The following is a 19464-nucleotide window of genomic DNA, read 5'->3' as shown; positions in this document are numbered from 1 at the left end:
CGCAGTTGCCGTAAGGGGACGGTCATGAGTCTGCGGTGGGAGACGGGCCAGGTCAGGAGTGCTGGGCCCCCTCTTGGGGTGTATCCAGGCCCCCGGTTTCCAGCAGGGCCATCAGCGCCCGGGCCGCCGGACTGGTCGCCTGCTCGGGCGGCAGCAGGGCGACCGTCTCGTACACGGTCTCGCCGGTGCCCTTGACCGGCAGCGCGGTCAGCCCCGGCCGCTTGTGCCGGAAGTGGCGCGGTACGACGGCGACGCACAGGCCCTCCTCCACCAGGTCGAGGAGGCTGTGCACGTCGTTGACCTCCAGGGCGACCGACCGGCGCACTCCGGCCGCGGCGAACGCGGCGTCGGTGGTCCGGCGCGGGCCCCAGTCGGGATGGAAGTCCACGAAGACCTCGCCGGCCAGATCCTCCGGCGTCACGGCCGCGCCCGCCCGCGCGAGCCGGTGCGTCGGATGGCACAGGACGGTCATCGACTCCCCGGACAGCGGTACGACCCTCAGCTGGTCGAGGTCCTCCTGCTGCCCCCGTACCGCGAACGCCAGGTCGAGGCGCCCGGCCGCGACCTCCTCGGCGAGCGCGCCGGAGCCCGCCTGCCGCAGACAGATCTCCACGTCCGGGTGGCTCCGGCGGAACGCGGCGAGCAGCCCCGCCACGTGCACCCCCGCGATGCACTGCTCGGAGCCGAGCGTGAGCATCCCGCGCAGTACGCCCTGCACCGCGGCCACCGCCTCATGGGCGGCCCGCACCTGCGCCAGGATCCGTTCCGCCTCGCCCAGCAGCGCCCGCCCGGCCGGGGTGAGCGTCACCCGCCGGGTCGTGCGCACGAACAGCGGCGTCTGGAGCTCCCGCTCCAGGGCGCGGATGGACGCGGACAGGCCGGACTGGGACACCAGCAGGCGTTCGGCGGCCCGGGTGAAGTGCTGGTCCTCGGCGACCGCGACGAAGTGCTGGAGATGGCGCAGTTCCATGACTCAGAAGCGTATCCGCTGAATTCCATCGGATTCTTCTGTTGGACCAATGCCCACAGGTCACGAAAGAGTGGACACGGTTCTCAGGTAAACCGCCCCCACCGTGTCAACCCCTCTGGAGTCGCGTTGTACACCGCACACCCCGACCGCTACGCGGACATGCCCTACCGGCGCACCGGACGCAGCGGTCTGAAGCTCCCCGCGATCTCGCTCGGTCTGTGGCACAACTTCGGCCCGGCGGACCGCACCGTCGAGACCCAGCGCGCCATCCTGCGCCGTGCCTTCGACCTCGGCGTCACCCACTTCGACCTGGCCAACAACTACGGCCCGCCGCCCGGCGCCGCCGAGTCCGCCTTCGGAGAGGCCCTCAAGTCCGACCTCGCCGGCTACCGCGACGAGCTGATCATCTCCACCAAGGCCGGCTACCTGATGTGGCCCGGCCCGTACGGCGAGTGGGGCTCCCGCAAGTACCTGCTGTCCTCCCTGGACCAGAGCCTGACCCGGATGGGCCTGGACTACGTCGACATCTTCTACTCGCACCGCCCCGACCCGGAGACTCCGCTCGAGGAGACGATGGGCGCCCTGCACACCGCCGTGCAGCAGGGCAAGGCGCTCTACGTCGGCATCTCGAACTACTCGGCGGAGCAGACCCGCGAGGCCGCCCGGATCCTCGGTGAGCTCGGCACCCCGCTGCTGATCCACCAGCCGCGCTACTCGATGCTCGACCGGCGCCCCGAGGACGAGGGCGTGCTGGACGCCCTGGACGAGGTCCAGGCCGGTTCGATCGTCTTCTCCCCGCTGGAGCAGGGCCTGCTCACCGGCCGCTACCTGGACGGCATCCCGGAGGACTCGCGGGCCGCCAGCGACAGCCCGTTCCTGAACTCGGACGCCGTCACCGCGGACCTCGTCGCCCAGCTGCGCGCGCTGAACGACATCGCCCAGTCCCGCGGCCAGACCCTCGCCCAGCTGGCCCTGGCCTGGGTGCTGCGCGGTGGCCGCGTGACCTCGGCCCTGGTCGGCGCCAGCAGCCCGCAGCAGATCGAGGACAGCGTCGGCACCATCCGCAACCTCGACTTCGACGCGGAGGAGCTGGCCCGCATCGACGCCGTGCTCAAGAAGTAGGACGCGCGGCTCGCCGAGAGCCGCCGCTCGCTCAGACGCGCTCCTGGAGGCGGACGGTGACCGTGTCGCCCGCCTCCTTGCCGATGGCCTTGCGCACCTCGGCCTTCACGGGCAGCTTGTGCCTGCCGTCGCCGAGCGCCATGAAGGAACTGCGGAACGGGTGTCCGTCGATCGTCCCGCGCACCTTCACCAGGCCGCGCGTGCCGAAGAACGCGACCGAGTCGGGCCAGACGAGATAGGTCCAGCCACCGTCGTTCGGGCTCTTGACCAGCTCGGCGGTGAACTGCTGGTCCAGTTTCATGGTCATGATCGGTGCCTCTCGCTAGCGGTGGCCTTCTCCTCAAGAGACCACCGCGAGCGGCGGAACTCATCGCGAGGCGGGCACCCGGTCCAGAAAGCCGAGCACCGACCGGATGCGGCCCCGGTCGTCCAGGGTGATCACGTCGAAGCCCGCGACGGGCGCGTTGCCGTCGGCCTCGTTCACCAGCTCCCAGGTGAAGCGCGCGGTGTCGTGGTGGCCGTCCACCACACCCGTGGGGTAGAAGACGAACCCGGGGAACTGCTGGTGCGCCGCCGTGATGAGCGCGGCAATGGCCTCGTGTCCGCCGACGTCGGCCAGCGGGTCGGTGTAGGTGCCGTCGGTCGCCCAGGCGGCGGCCACCGCCTTGGCCAGGGTCTCCTCGTCGCCCGCGTTCCAGGCCTCGAAGTAACGGGTGACGGCGTTTTCGTAACGGTCGGTGGTGGCGGGCATGCGAAATCAGCCTCCGTCGAGGTCGTATCTGCTGGTCAGGGTCCGGATCCCGGTCCTGGTGACCCGGTACCGCAACTGTGCCCGCGGCGCCGCGGCCCGTCGATTACCCCTCGGGTAATGGCGGCGGCCGCCGGATTTCGGCCAACTCCCTTGGTGAATATGCCAGGAGACTGGCCAAAAAGACGTGGTGACAGTGTTTCAGTAGTGAACATACTCAACTGACAAGGCATTCACATCCAGCGAGGATGCCATCACGCACCGCACATGATCCGCGGTACCCGCGAGCACGAGAGCCGCACCGAAAGCGAGGCAAGCCGAGAGGCGCACGACGCGACGGGGGAGTGAACGTGCACGACGAATTCCTGTGCCATGTCACCGCGTACGGAACCTGCGAGGGGAAACGTATCGGCGTACCCCTGGGCAGCTATCGTGCCCCCACCCTCGCACTCGCGCTGTGGTGGCTGCGCGACCGGGCGTCCTGGATCGCCGAGCGCCTCGACCCGCAGCCCGACGTCGGACTCATCCCGCCCAGCGCGCTCGTCCCGGTCGCCGACACCGTGCCCGACGTGCCCGCGGTGCTGCGCGCCTGGTGCGGCGACGACGCCCAACAGGAGCTGGTCGCCGAGGAGTTGGCGGCCGGACGGCTGATCCGGATCGCCACCTGCGACGAGACCACCGAGTACGAACTGCTCGCCGAGTCGGTCGACGCCCTGCGGATGCAGCGGACCATCCCGGCGCTGGTCGTGTCCGTGGGCTGAGCCGCCGGACCGCCGCCGGGCCCGGAGTCGCGCCAGGCGCATATCCGTCCTGATCGGTAGAATTTCGGCATGGCAGAGCGGCCGATCACGCCGACTGCGCCCGAACTCGTCCTGGAGACCGAGACGGGCTCCACGGTGATGAGTCCGAGCCACGACTACCACGTCGGGCGCGATCCGATGAGCGACATCGTGATCGACGACGCCCGGGTCTCGTGGCACCACGCGGTGCTGCGGCCCGAGGCCGACCACTGGACGCTCGAGGACGAGCACAGCACCAACGGCACCTACGCCGACGGGCGGCGCATCGAAGAGTGGAGCGTCGGCCCCGGCAGCGTGATCCGCTTCGGCAACCCCTCCGACGGCCCCAGGGCGGTACTGACCGGCACCACGCCGCCGGCGCCCGTCCGGGAGCGCCCGTCGGCGGTCTCCATGCCCGCCCTGACCGGCACCTTCCGGCAGCCCACCACCGTGCGACCGCTGCCCTCCCGTACCGTCCGCATCGGCCGCGCCGCCGACAACGACCTGGTCATCGACGACCTGGTCGTCTCCCGTCGGCACGCCGAACTGAGGGCCCTGCCCGACGGCACGTACGAGATCGTCGACCTCGGCAGCCACAACGGCACCTACCTCAACGGCAGCCCCGTCACCCGCGCCCCGCTCGGCCCCGGCGACGTCGTCGGCATCGGTCACTCGGCGTTCTGCCTGGTCGGCGACGAACTCCAGGAGTACATCGACACCGGCGAGGTCTCCCTCGATGTGCAGGACCTGAGCGTCGCCGTCGACCACGGCCGCAAGACACTCCTCGACCAGGTCTCCTTCCCGGTGGGGGAGAAGTGCCTCCTCGCGGTCGTCGGCCCGAGCGGCGCGGGCAAGTCCACGCTCCTGGGCGCCCTGACCGGTCAGCGCCCCGCCGACCACGGCACCGTCCTGTACGACGGCCGCGACCTGTACCGCGACTACGCCGAGCTGCGCCAGCGCATCGGCCTGGTCCCGCAGGACGACATCCTGCACGCCCAGCTCACCGTCCGAGCCGCCCTCTCCTACGCAGCCGAACTGCGCTTCCCGCAGGACACCGCCAAGGCCGAGCGGCAGGCACGGGTCGAGGAGGTCATCCGGGAACTGGGCCTGGAACAGCGCGCCGACCAGCCCGTGCACAGCCTCTCCGGCGGCCAGCGCAAGCGCGTCAGCGTCGCCCTGGAACTGCTGACCAAGCCGTCACTGCTGTTCCTCGACGAACCGACCTCGGGCCTCGACCCCGGCATGGACCGCTCGGTGATGCACATGCTGCGCGGCCTCGCCGACGACGGCCGTACCGTCATCGTCGTCACCCACAGCGTCCTGAGCCTCGACGTCTGCGACCGGCTCCTCGTCCTCGCGCCCGGCGGGAGGATCGCCTACTACGGCCCGCCCGAGGACACCCTCGGCTACTTCGGCTACGCGCAGTGGCCGGAGGCCTTCGAGGCCTTCGAACGGGACCAGGGCCGGGACTGGGCGGGGGAGTTCCGCACCTCGTCCTTCCACCGGCAGTACGTCTCCGACGCCACCGGCCAGCCCCGGGTGCCCCGTTCCGGCCCCGTCGTCATCGCCCCGCCGCCCAGACCGCGCAGCCGGGGCGCCCAGCTCGGCACGCTGATCCGCCGCTACGCCACCGCGCTCGGCGCCGATCGCACCTTCCTCGCCATCATGATCGCCCTGCCGTTCGTGATGGGCGCGATGGCCCGCGCCCTGGCAGGCAGCAAGCTGACGCAGGAGACGGCGATGAACGCGCTGCTGATCCTGTGCGTCGGCGGTGTGCTCACCGGCGCGGCCAACGCGGTGCGCGAACTGGTCAAGGAGCGCACCATCTACCAGCGCGAGCGCGCCGTCGGCCTGTCCAGATCGGCCTATCTCTTCTCCAAGGTCGTCGTGCTCGGCACGGTCACCGTGCTTCAGGCCGTCGTGCTGACCCTGGTCGGCCTGTTCGGTGTCGACCTCAACGCGCCCGGCGGCGAAGGCGTGTTGATGTCGCCCCTTGTCGAAATCACCGTCGCCGTCGCCCTGCTGGCGTTCACCGCGATGATGCTCGGCCTGCTGGTCTCCGCGCTGGTGCGCAAGGAGGAGGTGACGATGCCGCTGCTCGTGCTGCTCGCCATCGTCCAAGTGGTCTTCTGCGGCGCCCTGTTGAAGCTCGACGGGGTACCGGGTCTGGAACAGCTGTCCTGGCTGGTGCCCTCCCGGTGGGCGCTGGGCGCGATGGCCGGCACGGTGGGCCTCGCCCGGATCGTGCCCGGCGAACTGACCGGCGATCCGCTCTTCCGGCACTCGGCGGGGGTCTGGCTGCTCAACGTGGCCATGCTGGTGGTGCTGTCGACCGTCTTCGGCTACGTCGTGTCCCGGCTGCTGCGCCGGCACGAACCGGCCGTCCTGCGGAAGTAGAGGGCACGATGACGACCCACGGCCCCCGGCGCGACCTCAGGCTCCCTCCACATCGGCCCGCGACCTCCGGCCGGGGAAGCGGGCGCGCATGATGGCGACCCCCGGCTTCCGGCCCACCCACGTCGTCCCCCAGAACGGCATGCCCGCCTGGGAGGCCCCCGATCCCGCCCGGCCCACGGTCCCCCTCGACGCGCTGCTGCCGGTGCAGCTGGTGGAGCGGCGCGGTGACTGGGGGCATGTCCTGTGCGCCAACGGCTGGTCGGCCTGGGTCGACGGCCGCTACCTGGTCGCCGTACCCCCGGACCCGCCCGCGGCGGACAGTCCGCTCGCCCGCACCGCCGACCCGCGCCCCCTGCTGGCCCGCGCCGAACAGACCCTGGCCGGCTACCGGGCCGCGGTCGAGGAGCTGGCCGTGGGCAGCCTCGACGGCGAGTCCTTCCGGGACCGCACCCGCGGACATCGCATCGGAGTCGTCGTCGACGGCGAGTCCGTCTGGCTCTACGACGCCCAGCACGGCCGCTGGGTGTACGCCGACGGCACCCGGCTGAGCACCTACGCCACGGACGAGGCACCCCGGGCCGTCGCCGAGGACCACGCCGCCACCCAGGTCGTGAGCCCCGATGGCCCGTGACACGAGCCTCTTCTCCGGCCGGCCCTCCGAACTGGTCGGGCGGACCATCGCGGGCTACCGCATCGAGCGCGAGATCGGCCGGGGCGGCATGGCCGTCGTCTACCGCGCCCGCGACCTGCGCCTGGAGCGCACGGTCGCCCTCAAGCTCCTCGCCCCCGAACTCGCCCGCAACGACACCTTCCGCCGCCGCTTCACCCACGAGTCCCGGGCCGCCGCCTCGATCGACCATCCGCACATCGTGCCCGTCTTCGAGGCCGGCGAGACGGACGGCGTGCTGTACATCGCCATGCGCTACGTCGAGGGCAGCGACCTGCGCCATCTCCTGGACCGCCAGAGCCCGTTGGCGCCCGCGGTCGCCCTGCGCATCGCCGCCCAGGTCGCCTCCGCGCTGGACGCCGCGCACGAGCACGGGCTGGTCCACCGGGACGTGAAGCCCGGCAACATCCTGGTCGCCCGCGGCACCGACAGCGACCACCCCGAGCACGCCTACCTGACCGATTTCGGCCTGACCAAGAAGTCGCTGTCGCTGACCGGGTTCACCACCGTCGGTCAGTTCGTCGGCACCCTGGACTACGTGGCCCCGGAGCAGATCTCCGGCAAGCCGGTCGACGGCCGCTGCGACGTGTACGGCTTCGCCTGCGTGGTGTACGAGGCCCTCGCCGGCCGCCCGCCCTTCTGCCGCGACGACGACATGGCCCTGCTGTGGGCCCACCAGTACGACGAGGCGCCCGCGCTCACCGAGTCCCGCCCCGACCTCGCCCCCGCCGTCGACGCCGTGTTCGCGCGAGGACTGGCCAAGAGCCCCGACGACCGCTACGACACCTGCCTCGCCTTCATCGCGGCCCTGCGCGCGGCCACGACCGGCGACCGCACCGGCGGCCACGCGCCGACAGAGGTGGACCTGCACGTCGTAGGGGCACCCCAAGAGGGCCCGAAACAACCACCACCCTGGGCCCGACCGGTCTTCAGGGGCCGGTAGCCCCGCTCAGCGGCACCCGCCGCGCCGACACCCTGCGGTGCGAGATCCGCCAGTGCCCACCGGTCCGGACGAATCGTCCGCCAGGATGCCCAGTTCCTTGGAGCGGACCCGCACCTGGTCGCTCGCCGAGTCCTCGATCACCACGTCGGTGACGTGGTGCGCAATGGGGTTCGCGGTGCCGCGAGCCAACGCGGCGTCACGCAGCGCGGCGACACCGGTGATCGGCGACGGCCAGGCGGTCTTCGACAGGCAGCGTCATGGCCGCACGCTGTCACGCCCGGCGTCGGGGGAACCAGCCGGTTTCGTCTCGCCCCTGCGCCGTACCGGGTGGGCGAGCAGGGCGCCGAGGAAACCCGTGACCAGGCCCCACAGCGCCGCGAGGCCGATCGCGGTCCACAGTTGCGGCTTGAGGAGGAGCTCCCCGCCCAGGTCTCCGCCGAGGTCGCCGATGCCGAGGACAGAGAGGCCGTAGTGGGCGGTGAGCCGGCCCAGGAGGCAGATCATCAGGACGGTCAGGGCCAGGGCGACCGCCATGTGCAGGGCGTGCTGCCAGGCTCGCATGCCGGCCGGGGAGCGCGCCGCCATCACGAACGCGGCCGCGAGCAGCAGGACGGCGTTCACGGCCACGAGCCACCACACCCGGCCGTCGTGCTCGGCCAGCGTGCGCAGGTTCAGCGTGGCGGTGTCCGAGCCGCGCAGCACCTCGTCCAGGACATGCGGCATCGGCAGCCCGAACGGTCCCTCCACGCGGCCCTTCCAGGTGGCGCCCAGACCGAGCGTCAGCGTCAGCCACACCAGGTTCGGCATGCCGAGCAGGATCACGGCGAGGGTCTCGACCGCGTGCCCGCGCGTGAGCGCCACGACGAGACCGATGACGATGCCCAGGGCCACGTAGGCGAGCAGCAGGACCACCATCGCGTACGCCGCGGGCCGGACCGTCGCCTGGAAGCGCAGCAGCCGGGCGGGCAGCGGCGCGCCGCGCGAGACCAGCAGGGCCAGCGCGAGGACGCCGGCCAGCCACAGCAGTCCGTAGAACAGTGTCGGGGGCAGGTCCGTCTCGAAGCCGACCTTCGGGGAGACGCCGAACAGGTCGCCGAGGTCGGAGAGCGTGCCGCCGCCGAGCGAGAGCTGGAAGGTCTGACGGGCCCCGAGGGCCAGCGCTAGGAGCGCGAGCAGCCACAGCACGGCGACCCTGGCGGCCCAGCCGGCCAGTTCCGCGGCGCCCGCGACGGCCCGGTGCCGCAGCGGTCGCAGGAAGCCCGCGGCGATCACCAGAGCCCCGACGAGCGTGACGGAGAGCGGGATCACGGTGAGGCCCGCCTCGGTGTCGGCGAGCCCGCCGGCGTCCCCGGACAGCTTGATGGTGCCGCCGACCGCGGTGACCACCGTCGCGGCCACGACCCGGGGGAAGGCACCGTCGGGGAGGTCGTCGGCCCCGGCCGCCCACAGCCCGAGGGCCGCGGTCACGCCCATGGCGAGCAGCCCGGACAGGACCGTGAGGAGGGCCTGTACCCAGCCGTGCGGGGCAATGGCCTGGTCGGAGCGGGTTTTCGGGCTCACCCTGCCACGCTAAGCAGCACCTGCGCGGCGCGCCCGCCGAGAGGTCCGTCCGCGTCGGCTTGCGAGGGGCACGGGACAGGAGCACACAATGGGAATGTCGTGGATAAAAGCGGCGTAAACGCATCAAAGGCCGCGAGAATCCCACGTCGGGAAGAAGGGCTCGTGAGCGCCGAACCTCCGTCCTCCGGCCGGCCCACCGGACCGCCCTCCGGTCCGCTGTCGGGACCCTCCCAGCCGCCCTCCGGGCCGCCGTCGCAGCCCCCGGGCAGCAGCGGAGGAACACCGCCCCCGCCGGAGCCGCACCGCCCGTGGTGGCGGTCCGTACCGCGGATCGCCGTGCTGGCCACCGTCGTCGTGGCCGCCGTGATCCTGGCCCTCGTGTTCAGCCGCTCCGACGGCGGCGGCGGCTCGGCCAAGGGCGGCGAGGTCTTCCTCCAGGCCGCGAGCAAGACCGGCCCCGACCCCTTCACCGAGTCCTCGGCGAAGGACAGCTCCGCCGCGCCCGTCTCGGCCGCCCCGTCCTCCGAGTCGGCCTCCGCCAACGCGGTACGCGGCGTCGACGGCGGCGCGCCCGGCCTCTACGGCGGCACCCGCAACGTCGCCAGCTGCGACGTGGAGCGCCAGATCAAGACCCTCCAGGCGAAGCCGCCGGTCAACCAGGCCTTCGCCTCGGTCGCCGGCGTCCAGCCGTCCGGCGTCCCCGCCTACCTGCGCTCGCTCACCCCGGTCCAGCTGCGCATGGACACCCGCGTCACCAACCACGGTTACCGGGACGGGCGGGCCACCCCCTACCAGGCCGTCCTCCAGGCCGGCACCGCCGTCCTCGTCGACAGCCACGGTGTGCCCCGGGCCCGCTGCGCCTGCGGCAACCCGCTGACCCCACCGGTCGCCCAGCAGAGCACACCGAAGCGGACCGGCGACTCCTGGTCGTCGTACCGCTCCTCGAACGTCGTCGTGGTCGCCCCGTCGGTCACCGTCGTCAACATCTTCGTGATCTACGACCCCGACTCCGACGACTGGATCGCCCGCCACCGCGGCGACACGGGCGGCAAGGACAAGCCGACCGAGCCCCCGGACAACCCGGCCTCCCCGTCCGCGAGCGTGATCACGCCGACGACGCCCTCGTCACCACCGACGTCACCGTCCACCGGACCGAGCTCTCCGGTGCCGTGCCTCACCACCGCCACCGGCACTCCCAGCGGCGCCCCCAGTGGCACGCCCACCGGCACCCCCTCCGGCTCGGCGACACTGTGCCCGCCCACGTCGACCGCCCCGTCCTCGACACCGCCGAGCACCGCACCGCCCACGTCCGATCCCGGCACGACACAGGAACAGGAGCCGCAGCCCGACTCCTCGGCACCACTGCTCCCACCGGACTCCGACACGACGACAGAGTCGGCGTCCACGTACAGTGCCCCGGGGTCCGAGGTGACGTCACCGGCCGTGTGACCGACACGACCCGTTATGGGGACTGCGAAGCCCCGCTCGGGGTACGAGCACTGGTGCAGCAGGCGTCCGGCCAGTCCGGCTTCCGAGAGAGAAACGCATGATCGAACACCTGGACGGGGCAGTGATATCGACTGGTTTCGACGTGCCCGTGGACCCACTACGGCGGGCGGCCCACTACACCGGCGAACCGGGATGCATCGCCGAGGCCCGGAACTTCACCGCGCACTTCCTGGACCAGCTCAGGACCGAGTGGTGCGCCGAGATCGGTGACCGGGCCGACGGCGAGGTGCTCCTGGTGGTGAGCGAGCTGGTCACCAACGCCGACCGGCACAGCAACGGGCCGTACATCCTCGACCTGGAGGGCACGGACGCCGTCGTCACCGTGTCCGTCTACGACAGCAGTGCGGCGCTGCCCCTGCGCTTTCCCAAGGATCCCGAGCGGGTCGGCCGGCACGGCCTGGAGATCGTCCACGCGCTGGCGGCCGACGTCAGCGCGGAACGGGTGCCGGTCGGCAAGAGAGTGAGCGCGGTCCTCAGACTCGACAAGCGGTGACCGCCGGAGCCGCCTCCGGCGGTCACCCCTCGTCTCAGGCGCAGCCCAGCTCGCCCAGCATGCCCGTCCGCAGGCGCGTGATGATCCGCTTGATCAGCCGGGACACATGCATCTGCGAGCAGCCGAGGCGTTCACCGATCTCCGCCTGGGTGGCTTCCTCCACGAACCGCAGATGGATGATCTCCCGGTCGCGCTCGCTCAGTTCGGCCATCAGAGGGGCGAGCGACTGGAAGTCCTCGACCAGTCGCAGTCCTTCCTCCTCCACGCCGATGAAGTCGGCCAGCACGGATTCGCCGTTCTCGGGTCCGTCACCGGTGAGGGCGGCGTCCAGCGACGAGGAGTTGTAGCCGTTGGCGGCGATCTGTGCCTCGATCACCTCGTTCTCGCCGATGTTCATCAAGGTGGCCAGCTCGGCCACGGTCGGCTCCCGGTCCAGCCGGCTGGCCAGCTCCTCGCGGGCCTTGGCCAGTTCCACCCGCAGCTCCTGCAACCTGCGCGGCACGTGTACCGCCCAGGTGGTGTCACGGAAGAACCGCTTGATCTCACCGACGATGTACGGCAGCGCGAAGGAGGTGAACTCCACCTCCCGCGTCAGGTCGAACCGGTCGATCGCCTTGATCAGGCCGATCATGCCGGTCTGGACGATGTCCTCCATGTCGTCGCCCCGGCCGCGGAACCGGCCGGCGGCGAACCGCACGAGGGACATGTTCATCTCGATGAGCGTGTTGCGCGCGTACTGGTATTCGTGCGTGCCTTCCTCTAGCTCGGTGAGACGCCGGAAGAACTGGCGGGACAGCTCCCGTGCGTCGCGCGGAGCGACGCTCCGCGGGTCCACGATTCCCGGCAGTGATGCGTCACCCGTGCTGGTCCCGGCGGTCTTCTCCACCTGTGCCTCCGACCCGATCACGGCGGTGTCCATTACCTCTCCCACGCAAGTCACGGCTTGACGTCTGCCTCTTCAGCCTCGGTTGTCTCCGGCACTGCTTCTTCGCGGTCCCCGGGTACCCGGATCGCGACGACGTATGCACGCGCCTGCCGCTGACCAGCGGGTTGCCCGCACGGACCCTTCCTGTTCGCCTACCCGGCACAGGACGGCGCATGCCCTTGGCGGGCCTGGGCTGCGCGGGGAAGGGGGCGAGGACCGTGTGGCATGCGGCAAAGGGGCACCGGTATGACCGACATCACAGCCTCAGTCGGTGCGGGTGGCGGTGATCAGCTCGTGGAGGTAACGCTTGGTGACGCTGCCGCCGTACCGGGTGTCGAGCAGCTCGCGGACGCAGGCGAGCAGGCCGTGCCGGAGGTCTTCGGGCAGCGCGCGATGGTTGGAGTAGGTGAGCAGGACGTCGATGTACTCGTCGGTGGTGTACGTGATGTCCTGGAAGTGCCGGACCACCTCGAGGTCCACCAGACGCGGGCAGTTCTCGAACTCGGCGGTCTCGGTGGGGATCTCGTCAGCTTCCTTCAGCAGCAGACCGGGCGGGGTGTCCGGATCCCAGCGCTGGTAGCAACGCTGGGTCCGATGGAAGAACTCCGTGTCGCCGCCCGCGACATGATGGGTGACGACGGCCGCCAGCCGTCCTCCGGGTGCCAGCGCGTCCGCGGCCTTCTTCACCCGTACGGCAGGGTCGATCCAGTGCCAGGCGGTGGCGCACACGACGAGGTCGAAGGGCTCGGCCGGCAGCGGCCACCGCTCGAAGTCCGCCACCTCGACGTCGACTTGGGGGAAGTCCCGCAGCCGACGCCGGGCCACCGCGGCCATCGACGCACCCAGCTCCACCGCGGTGACCCGGCAGCCGAACCCGGCCAGCGCAACGGTGAGTTGACCGGTGCCCGGCGCCACCTCCAGGACCCGGCGCCCCGGACCCAGGTCCGCCGTCCGCGCCAACTCGGCGACCAGGGCTGCCGGATACCGGGGCCGCGCCCGGTCGTAGAGCTCGGCGTCCTCGTCGAACGTCTCCCTCAAGGCCATGCCGCACCTTTCGCCTCGCTCGATTCCACCCAGGGCAGAATGCTGATCCCTTCCCTTGGCGTCCAACGCTTTTAGGCTGGGAAGGTGAGCGAAGAAGCGACGAACCAAGCCCGCGTGATCCCCCTCCGCCCGGGGACCGCCCGCCCTGCCGCCGCACCGCCCGCCAAGGAGCCGCTGCTGCGCGACCTGGTCGGCGACGTCCTGCGCCAAGAGCGCCTCGACCAGGAGCGCACGCTCAAGGACGTGGCCGACGCGGCACGGATCTCCATGCCCTATCTCTCGGAGGTGGAGCGGGGCCGCAAGGAGGCCTCCTCGGAGGTCCTCGCGGCCGCCGCCCACGCCCTCGGCCTCGGACTCGGCGACCTGCTGACGCGGGCCCAGGGCGAACTCGTCCGGATCACCAGCCGGCGGTCCGCCGCCGCCCGCAGGGCGCCCACGTCGTCGTACGACGGGCTCTGCCTGGCCGCCTGAGCTGGCCCCGGCGCCTCAGACCGTCAGGAGGCGCCGGCTGAGCACCTCGTCGGCGAGGCCGTAGGCCACGGCCTCCTCGGCGGTGAACACCTTGTCGCGGTCCATGTCGGCGCGCAGGGTCTCCGGGTCGTGGTGGGTGTGCCGGGCCAATACCTCCTCGACCTGTGCGCGGATCCGGACCATCTCCTTGGCCTGGAGCGCCAGATCCGAGATCATGCCCCGGCTGCCGCCGCTGGCCGGCTGGCCGAGCAGCACGCGCGCGTGCTCCAGGACGATCCGCCGCCCCGGATCCCCGCCGGCCAGCAGCACGGCCGCCGTGGAGGCCGCCTGACCGACGCAGATCGTGGAGATGGGCGCCTGGACGTACGTCATCGTGTCGTAGATCGCCATCAGCGAAGTGAACGATCCGCCGGGGGAGTTGATGTAGATCGCGATCTCGTGCTCCGGCGCCGTCGACTCCAGATGGAGCAGTTGCGCGATGACGACGTTGGCGACGCCGTCGTCGATCTCGGTGCCCAGGAAGATGATCCGCTCCGACAGCAGACGGCTGAACACATCGGAGGAGCGCTCGCCGTGCGCGGTGCGCTCGACGACGTACGGAATCGTGTAGTTCCCCATGTCACAGCCCCATCCGTCGCTTGGAGGCGGCCGGGCGGACGTCCGCGAGGGACTCCAGGACCCGGTCCACCATGCCGTACTCCCTGGCCTCCTCGGCCGTGAACCAGCGGTCGCGGTCACCGTCCCGGGAGATGGTCTCCTGGCTCTGGCCGGTGTGCTCGGCGATGAGCCGCTCCATGGTCCGCTTGGTGTGCTCCAGGTTCTCCGCCTGGATCTCGATGTCGGCGGTGGTGCCGCCGATCCCCGCGGACGGCTGGTGCATCATGATCCGCGCGTTCGGCAGCGCGTACCGTTTGCCGGCCGTGCCGACGCTCAGCAGGAACTGGCCCATGCTGGCCGCGAAGCCCATGGCGAGCGTCGAGACGTCGTTGGGGATCAGCCGCATGGTGTCGTAGATGGCGAGGCCCGCGTGGACCGAGCCGCCGGGGCTGTTGATGTACAGGCTGATGTCGGTGCGCGGGTCCTCCGCGGACAGGATCAGCAGCTGGGAGCAGACCCGGTTCGCGGAGACCTCGTCGACCTGGGTGCCCAGCACGACGATCCGCTGGCCGAGCAGTTGGGCGGCCAGCTGGTCGTCGAAGCGGGTGGGCGCGGTGTCGCCCTCCTCGGCCCGTGGCGCGCGTGCGGTGAGTGGAGTCATCGGTTCTCCTCGTGGTCGCGGGGATGCCGTCGACCCCACTGTTGACCTCGGGTGAACCCCTTCGGTGATTTCTCTGCCCCCGGCAGATTCGCCGAGGGCAGAGCGGCGCCTCAGCCCTTCTCGCGCAGCTGCCGGAAGAACGCCCGTACGTCGTCCACCAGCAGGTCCGGTACCTCCATCGCCGCGAAGTGGCCGCCCCGGTCGAACTCGGTGAAGCGCACGATGTTCTCGGTGCGCTCGGCCTTGTGGCGCAGTGGGATCTGCGGGTCGCCCGGGAAGGAGGCCACCGCGGTCGGGGCGGTCGAGGGCTCGTGCGGCGCGGCGATCCGCTCGCCCTCGGTGTGGGCGCGCTCGTAGTAGATCCGGGCGGACGAACCCGCCGTACCGGTCAGCCAGTACAGCATCACGTTGGTGAGCAGCTGGTCGCGGTCGACGGCCTCCTCGGGCAGCTCCTCGGAGTCCGTCCACTCCTGGAACTTCTCCACGATCCAGGCGAGTTGACCGACCGGCGAGTCCGTGAGCGCGTACGACAGGGTCTGTGGCCGGGTGGACTGGACATGGAAGTAGCCCGTGCCCTCGCGGAACCACGCGTCCCACTTGCGCCACGAGTGCAGGGTCCGCTCCCGCTCCGCGGGGCTCAGCGCCCGAAGCTCCTCCTCGGTCGGCTCGGTGGCCGCCTGGGCGCCGGGCAGCAGGTTCAGATGGACGCCGACGATCCGGTCGGAGTGGACGCGGCCCAGCTCGCGGGAGATGCCCGCGCCCCAGTCGCCGCCCTGGGCGCCGAACCGCTCGTAGCCGAGGCGGGTCATCAGCTCGGCCCACGCGTCCGCGATCCGGCGCGCCTCCCAGCCGGTCTCCCGGGTGGGCCCGGAGAAGGCGAAGCCGGGGATGCTCGGCACCACGAGGTGGAAGGCGTCGGCGGGGTCGCCGCCGTGCGCGGCCGGGTCGGTCAACGGCCCCACGACGTCCAGGAATTCGACGATCGAACCCGGCCAGCCGTGCGTGACGATCAGCGGTGTGGCGTCCGGCTCGGGCGAGCGGATGTGCGCGAAGTGGACGTGCGCGCCGTCGATCTCGGTCGTGAACTGCGGCCACTCGTTCAGCCGAGCCTCCGCCGCCCGCCAGTCGTACTCGTGCCGCCAGTACCGCACCAGCTCCCGCAAGTACCCCGACGGCACGCCGTACGCCCACCCCACGCCGGGCAGCTCCTCGGGCCACCGGGCCCTGTCGAGGCGGTCGTTGAGATCGTCGAGGTCGGCCTGCGGGATGTCGATGCGGAACGGATGGATGCCGCTGTCGGCGGGCGAAGACGTCATGAGCGCGACTCTAGTTCCGAAGGATGTACAGGCCACCTGGATTTCCGGACGCGCGAGCGATGAGTTCCGGCGCGAGGATCGGTCGACACCCGTGACAGCGTTCCGCACGCCCAGGAGGTACTCATGGCAACCGACGGTTTCACCACGTGTCTCTGGTTCGACGGCCAGGCCGAGGAGGCCGCGCACTTCTACGTCTCGGTCTTCAAGAACTCCAGCATCGGCAAGATCGCGCACTACCCCGAGGGCGCGCCCCAGCCCGCCGGGACCGTGCTGACCGTGGAGTTCACGGCCAACGGCCACCGGTTCCTCGGGCTCAACGGCGGCCCCGAGTTCAAGTTCACCGAAGCCGTCTCCTTCATGATCTTCTGCGAGAACCAGGAGGAGATCGACTACTACTGGACCAAGCTCACCGAGGGCGGCGGGGAGCCCGGCCCCTGCGGCTGGCTCAAGGACCGGTACGGGGTGTCCTGGCAGGTCGTCCCGGACACGCTCCAGGACATGGTCACCGACCCGGACCCGGCGAAGGCGGCCCGGGTCACCCAGGCGTTCATGGCGATGACCAAGTTCGACATCGCCGCCCTGGACAAGGCCTACGCGGGCGAGTGACGGTCAGCCGGAGGAGGCCCGGCCGATCACCCGCGTGATCTCCCGGGCGATCCGCAGGATGCCGGGGGAGCGGACCGGACAGGGCTTCGGCGTCGATGTCGTGGGCGCCAGACAGAAGTGCAGATAGTCCTTGTCCAGGTGGAGGGCGGTCCGGTCCCGGCCCGGCTGGGTGCAGTACGCGTCGTGCTCGCGCTCGTAGGCGGTGCACGGCAGGTACTGGACCCAGCTGTAGCGGGCCCCGGCGGCACTCACCCGGGCTCCCGCGTCGGCGACCAGGTCGCCCGAGGCGGCGGCCTGCCCGGCGTAGAGCTCGTTCACCCGCCGGACCCGGTCGGGCGTGATCGGGTCCGGGCCCTGCGACACCCACACGATCCGCGGCCGACGGGCGCCGCCCGCCGTCGCGATCTGCTCGGTCAGCCGGGCCATGTCGGCCTTGTACCGCTTGAAGTACGTCGTCGGCCGCTCGGCATGCGTGATGCCGTCCATGCACCACGTGTAGCCCCACGCGTTGCCCCAGAACTGGAGCACCACGAAGTCCGGCTTCAGCGCGCGCACCAGGGCGGCCGCCTTGTCCCGGTCGGGCACGAGCGACTTCGCGCCGGTGCCCTCCAGGTAGTCGCAGACCGTCGTCCCCGAGTACGGCCTGCCGGTGTACCTCGCGCCGAGGTCCCGGCGCAGCTCCTGCCCGACGACGTTCTGGGCCTCCATCGCCAGGGAGTCCCCGAGATACAGCACCGTCGGCGCCTCGGCCCGGGCGCCGGGAGCGGGACTTCCGGCGGCCCGCTGGTGCGTCGTACCGGCCGACGCCGGGGGCGGGACGGAGCGCGGGGCCTGTTCAGGGCCGGAGGACGGGTCGGAGCACGCCCCGAGCAGCACTGTGGCCAGCAGCATTCCCACGATCCACGGCTTGCGCATACGGCGACTCCCGCCCCGGACACCGAAAACGGTTCCCCAGGCAAGCACAGCCCGGCAGCGGGCGGAAGACACGTGCCGGTCACGCCTCCTCGAAGCGCTCCAGGAGGTCGATGAGATCGTTCAACGGCAACGGCTTGGCCAGATGCGCGTCGAACCCCGCCGCCCGGGAGAGGGCACGGTCGGCGCCCTGGCTGAAACCCGAGACGGCGATCAGCCGGATCTCCCGCCCGTGCGGCCGGGCCCGCACCGTACGCGCCACGGTGTACCCGTCGACGTCCGGCAGGCCCAGATCGCACAGCACGGCGTCGAAGATGCGGGCCTCGGTGGCGGTCAGCGCGTCGGCGCCGGTGTGCACCGCGGTGACATGGTGACCCTGCCGCTGGAGCAGGGTGCGGTAGGTGAGGGCGAGGTCCGCGTTGTCCTCCACGATCAGGATGGACAGCTGCCGCTTCGCCGGACGGATCACCACCGGCCGCGCCGGCTCGGGCGCGCCGGGGTCGGCGATCGGCAGCGTCACGGTGAACTCCGCGCCCCGCCCCCGCCCTTCGCTGCGCGCGCTGATCCGGCCACCGTGCAGCTCCACCACCGTCCGCGCGACGGCCAGCCCGAGCCCCAGGCCCTCCGGGGTGTCGGGGCCGGCCGGGGCGGCCCGCATGAACACCCCGAACAGGTCCTCGGCCTGACCGGGCTCGAAACCGATCCCGTCGTCCCGCACGGTCAGCCGCGCCCGGTCGCCCGCGATGCCCAGGGCGACCTCGGTGCGCCCGCCCGGCCGGGTGTACTTGAGCGCGTTCGACAGCAGATTGGTCAGCACCTGTGCGAGCCGCAGCCGGTCGCCGTCCACGGTCACCGGCCCGGCCGGCACCCCCACGTCGAGCTTGCGGCCCTCGTGCCCGAACAGGCCGCGGATGTCCGCGCAGGCACCCTCGACGACGGACCGCAGGTCGATCCGCTCCCGCACGAGCTCCAGGCGGCCCGTCACCGCCCGGGTGCCGTCCAGCAGGTCGTTGCTCATCCGCACCAGCGTGCCGAGCTGGCGTTCCAGCACGGACAGCGCCGGATGGCCGTCGGGCATGTCCAGGGTGAGCAGCTCGGTCGCCGCGGTGGCCGCCGCGAGCGGGTTGCGCAGCTCGTGCGAGAGCGTCGCGATGAACCGGTCCTTGGCCTCCTGCTCCTCCCGCAGACGCCGCCCGGCCGCGTCCAGTTCGGAGTTGACCCGCCGCAGCTGGTCGTTGACCTCGCGGATCTCCCGGGCCCGTACGAACAGGTCGATCTCCATGCCCTCCGCGCGCATCTGCGCCTCGGCGGCCACCCGCTGCTGCTCCCGCCCCACCCGGCGCACATACACGAACTCCGTGACGTCCTCGACCCGGTGGATGACGTACGACACGCGTCCCCGCTCGTCCAGCACGGGCGCGTTCACGGGGCTCCAGTAGCGCTCGTCGAAGGCGCCCTCGTCCGTCGGGATGTCGTAGCGCTGGAGCGCCATGGTGTCCGTGCGTCCCGTGGCCACCACCGTCTCCAGCGAGCGGCGCAGATTGGCCACGCCGTCGGCCGAGGGGTCCTCGGGGTTGTCCGGGAACACGTCGAAGATCGGGCGCCCGACGATGTCGCGGTCGGTGCGGGTGGCCGTGAGGTAGGCGCGGTTGACCTCGACGATGGTGAAGTCGGGGGTGAGCACGAGCAGCGGGGAGAGGACGGCGTCGAACAGGCGCCGGAAGTCCGGGGCGTCGGCCATGGC

General features: G+C 71.4%; 20 protein-coding genes. 9 read left to right on the top strand and 11 right to left on the bottom strand.

Annotation, left to right across the window (positions count from 1 at the left end):
- Positions 1-52: 52 nt before the first annotated feature.
- Positions 53-970: a LysR family transcriptional regulator gene (locus tag ABKA17_RS19555; RefSeq protein ID WP_353693379.1), complete on the bottom strand. Its 918-nt coding sequence runs from the start codon at positions 968-970 to the stop codon at positions 53-55.
- 126 nt (positions 971-1096) lie between these two features.
- On the opposite strand from ABKA17_RS19555, the gene mgrA reads away from it, so the two are divergent.
- Positions 1097-2092, top strand: a complete 996-nt coding sequence (gene mgrA, locus ABKA17_RS19550) for an L-glyceraldehyde 3-phosphate reductase (protein ID WP_353693378.1) — start codon at positions 1097-1099, stop codon at positions 2090-2092.
- Positions 2093-2123: 31 nt separating this feature from the next.
- Here the strand turns inward: mgrA and ABKA17_RS19545 are convergent, their stop codons facing one another.
- Both ABKA17_RS19545 and ABKA17_RS19540 read right to left on the bottom strand, forming a co-directional pair.
- Positions 2124-2393 (bottom strand): DUF1905 domain-containing protein, encoded by a 270-nt coding sequence (locus ABKA17_RS19545; RefSeq protein ID WP_502994317.1) that lies wholly within the window; start codon positions 2391-2393, stop codon positions 2124-2126.
- 66 nt (positions 2394-2459) lie between these two features.
- Entirely contained in the window at positions 2460-2843 is a 384-nt protein-coding gene (locus ABKA17_RS19540) for a nuclear transport factor 2 family protein (protein WP_353693376.1), read from the bottom strand.
- A gap of 347 nt (positions 2844-3190) precedes the next feature.
- Between ABKA17_RS19540 and ABKA17_RS19535 the strand changes: the two genes are divergently transcribed.
- The 4 genes from ABKA17_RS19535 (at position 3191) to ABKA17_RS19520 (ending at position 7626) form a co-directional block, all read left to right on the top strand.
- The gene (locus ABKA17_RS19535) at positions 3191-3601 is read left to right on the top strand and encodes a hypothetical protein (RefSeq protein ID WP_353693375.1); all 411 of its coding nucleotides are present in this window, start codon (positions 3191-3193) and stop codon (positions 3599-3601) included.
- Between the two features lie 69 nt (positions 3602-3670).
- Entirely contained in the window at positions 3671-6016 is a 2346-nt protein-coding gene (locus tag ABKA17_RS19530) for an ABC transporter ATP-binding protein/permease (protein WP_353693374.1), read from the top strand.
- Between the two features lie 91 nt (positions 6017-6107).
- Positions 6108-6647, top strand: coding sequence for a hypothetical protein (locus tag ABKA17_RS19525; RefSeq protein WP_353693627.1), 540 nt, complete (start codon positions 6108-6110; stop codon positions 6645-6647).
- Complete coding sequence (locus ABKA17_RS19520; protein WP_353693373.1) at positions 6637-7626, top strand: serine/threonine-protein kinase; 990 nt, start codon at positions 6637-6639, stop codon at positions 7624-7626. The genes ABKA17_RS19525 and ABKA17_RS19520 overlap by 11 nt, the downstream gene beginning before the upstream one ends.
- A gap of 255 nt (positions 7627-7881) precedes the next feature.
- Here the strand turns inward: ABKA17_RS19520 and ABKA17_RS19515 are convergent, their stop codons facing one another.
- Entirely contained in the window at positions 7882-9186 is a 1305-nt protein-coding gene (locus ABKA17_RS19515) for a streptophobe family protein (protein ID WP_353693372.1), read from the bottom strand.
- Between the two features lie 162 nt (positions 9187-9348).
- Between ABKA17_RS19515 and ABKA17_RS19510 the strand changes: the two genes are divergently transcribed.
- Both ABKA17_RS19510 and ABKA17_RS19505 read left to right on the top strand, forming a co-directional pair.
- Positions 9349-10635 (top strand): DUF6777 domain-containing protein, encoded by a 1287-nt coding sequence (locus tag ABKA17_RS19510; RefSeq protein ID WP_353693371.1) that lies wholly within the window; start codon positions 9349-9351, stop codon positions 10633-10635.
- Between the two features lie 97 nt (positions 10636-10732).
- Positions 10733-11188, top strand: coding sequence for an ATP-binding protein (locus ABKA17_RS19505; RefSeq protein ID WP_353693370.1), 456 nt, complete (start codon positions 10733-10735; stop codon positions 11186-11188).
- Between the two features lie 34 nt (positions 11189-11222).
- Here the strand turns inward: ABKA17_RS19505 and ABKA17_RS19500 are convergent, their stop codons facing one another.
- Positions 11223-12107 carry an RNA polymerase sigma factor SigF gene (locus ABKA17_RS19500; RefSeq protein WP_353693369.1) on the bottom strand — a complete coding sequence of 295 codons (885 nt, stop codon included), beginning with the start codon at positions 12105-12107 and terminating at the stop codon, positions 11223-11225.
- 270 nt (positions 12108-12377) lie between these two features.
- Positions 12378-13157, bottom strand: a complete 780-nt coding sequence (locus tag ABKA17_RS19495) for a class I SAM-dependent methyltransferase (protein WP_353693368.1) — start codon at positions 13155-13157, stop codon at positions 12378-12380.
- An 84-nt stretch (positions 13158-13241) separates the two neighbouring features.
- Between ABKA17_RS19495 and ABKA17_RS19490 the strand changes: the two genes are divergently transcribed.
- On the top strand, positions 13242-13628 hold the full coding sequence (locus ABKA17_RS19490; protein ID WP_353693367.1) for a helix-turn-helix domain-containing protein: 387 nt from the start codon (positions 13242-13244) through the stop codon (positions 13626-13628).
- Between the two features lie 15 nt (positions 13629-13643).
- Here the strand turns inward: ABKA17_RS19490 and ABKA17_RS19485 are convergent, their stop codons facing one another.
- The 3 genes from ABKA17_RS19485 to ABKA17_RS19475 all read right to left on the bottom strand — a co-directional run bounded on the left by ABKA17_RS19485 (position 13644) and on the right by ABKA17_RS19475 (position 16202).
- Entirely contained in the window at positions 13644-14246 is a 603-nt protein-coding gene (locus tag ABKA17_RS19485; RefSeq protein WP_353693366.1) for a ClpP family protease, read from the bottom strand.
- A 1-nt stretch (position 14247) separates the two neighbouring features.
- Entirely contained in the window at positions 14248-14886 is a 639-nt protein-coding gene (locus tag ABKA17_RS19480; RefSeq protein ID WP_353693365.1) for an ATP-dependent Clp protease proteolytic subunit, read from the bottom strand.
- Positions 14887-14996: 110 nt separating this feature from the next.
- Complete coding sequence (locus tag ABKA17_RS19475; protein ID WP_353693364.1) at positions 14997-16202, bottom strand: epoxide hydrolase family protein; 1206 nt, start codon at positions 16200-16202, stop codon at positions 14997-14999.
- A gap of 123 nt (positions 16203-16325) precedes the next feature.
- Here ABKA17_RS19475 and ABKA17_RS19470 point away from each other — a divergent pair, with 123 nt between their 5' ends.
- Positions 16326-16808: a VOC family protein gene (locus tag ABKA17_RS19470; RefSeq protein WP_353693363.1), complete on the top strand. Its 483-nt coding sequence runs from the start codon at positions 16326-16328 to the stop codon at positions 16806-16808.
- 3 nt (positions 16809-16811) lie between these two features.
- Here the strand turns inward: ABKA17_RS19470 and ABKA17_RS19465 are convergent, their stop codons facing one another.
- Both ABKA17_RS19465 and ABKA17_RS19460 read right to left on the bottom strand, forming a co-directional pair.
- Positions 16812-17723, bottom strand: a complete 912-nt coding sequence (locus ABKA17_RS19465) for an SGNH/GDSL hydrolase family protein (protein ID WP_353693362.1) — start codon at positions 17721-17723, stop codon at positions 16812-16814.
- Between the two features lie 79 nt (positions 17724-17802).
- A complete protein-coding gene (locus tag ABKA17_RS19460) occupies positions 17803-19461 on the bottom strand; it encodes a hybrid sensor histidine kinase/response regulator (RefSeq protein ID WP_353693361.1) in 1659 nt (552 codons plus the stop codon).
- Positions 19462-19464: the final 3 nt, after the last annotated feature.

The organism is Streptomyces sp. RG80 (genome assembly GCF_040446465.1).
Lineage (GTDB): Bacteria > Actinomycetota > Actinomycetes > Streptomycetales > Streptomycetaceae > Streptomyces.
This window is presented reverse-complemented; position numbering and strand designations above follow the sequence as displayed.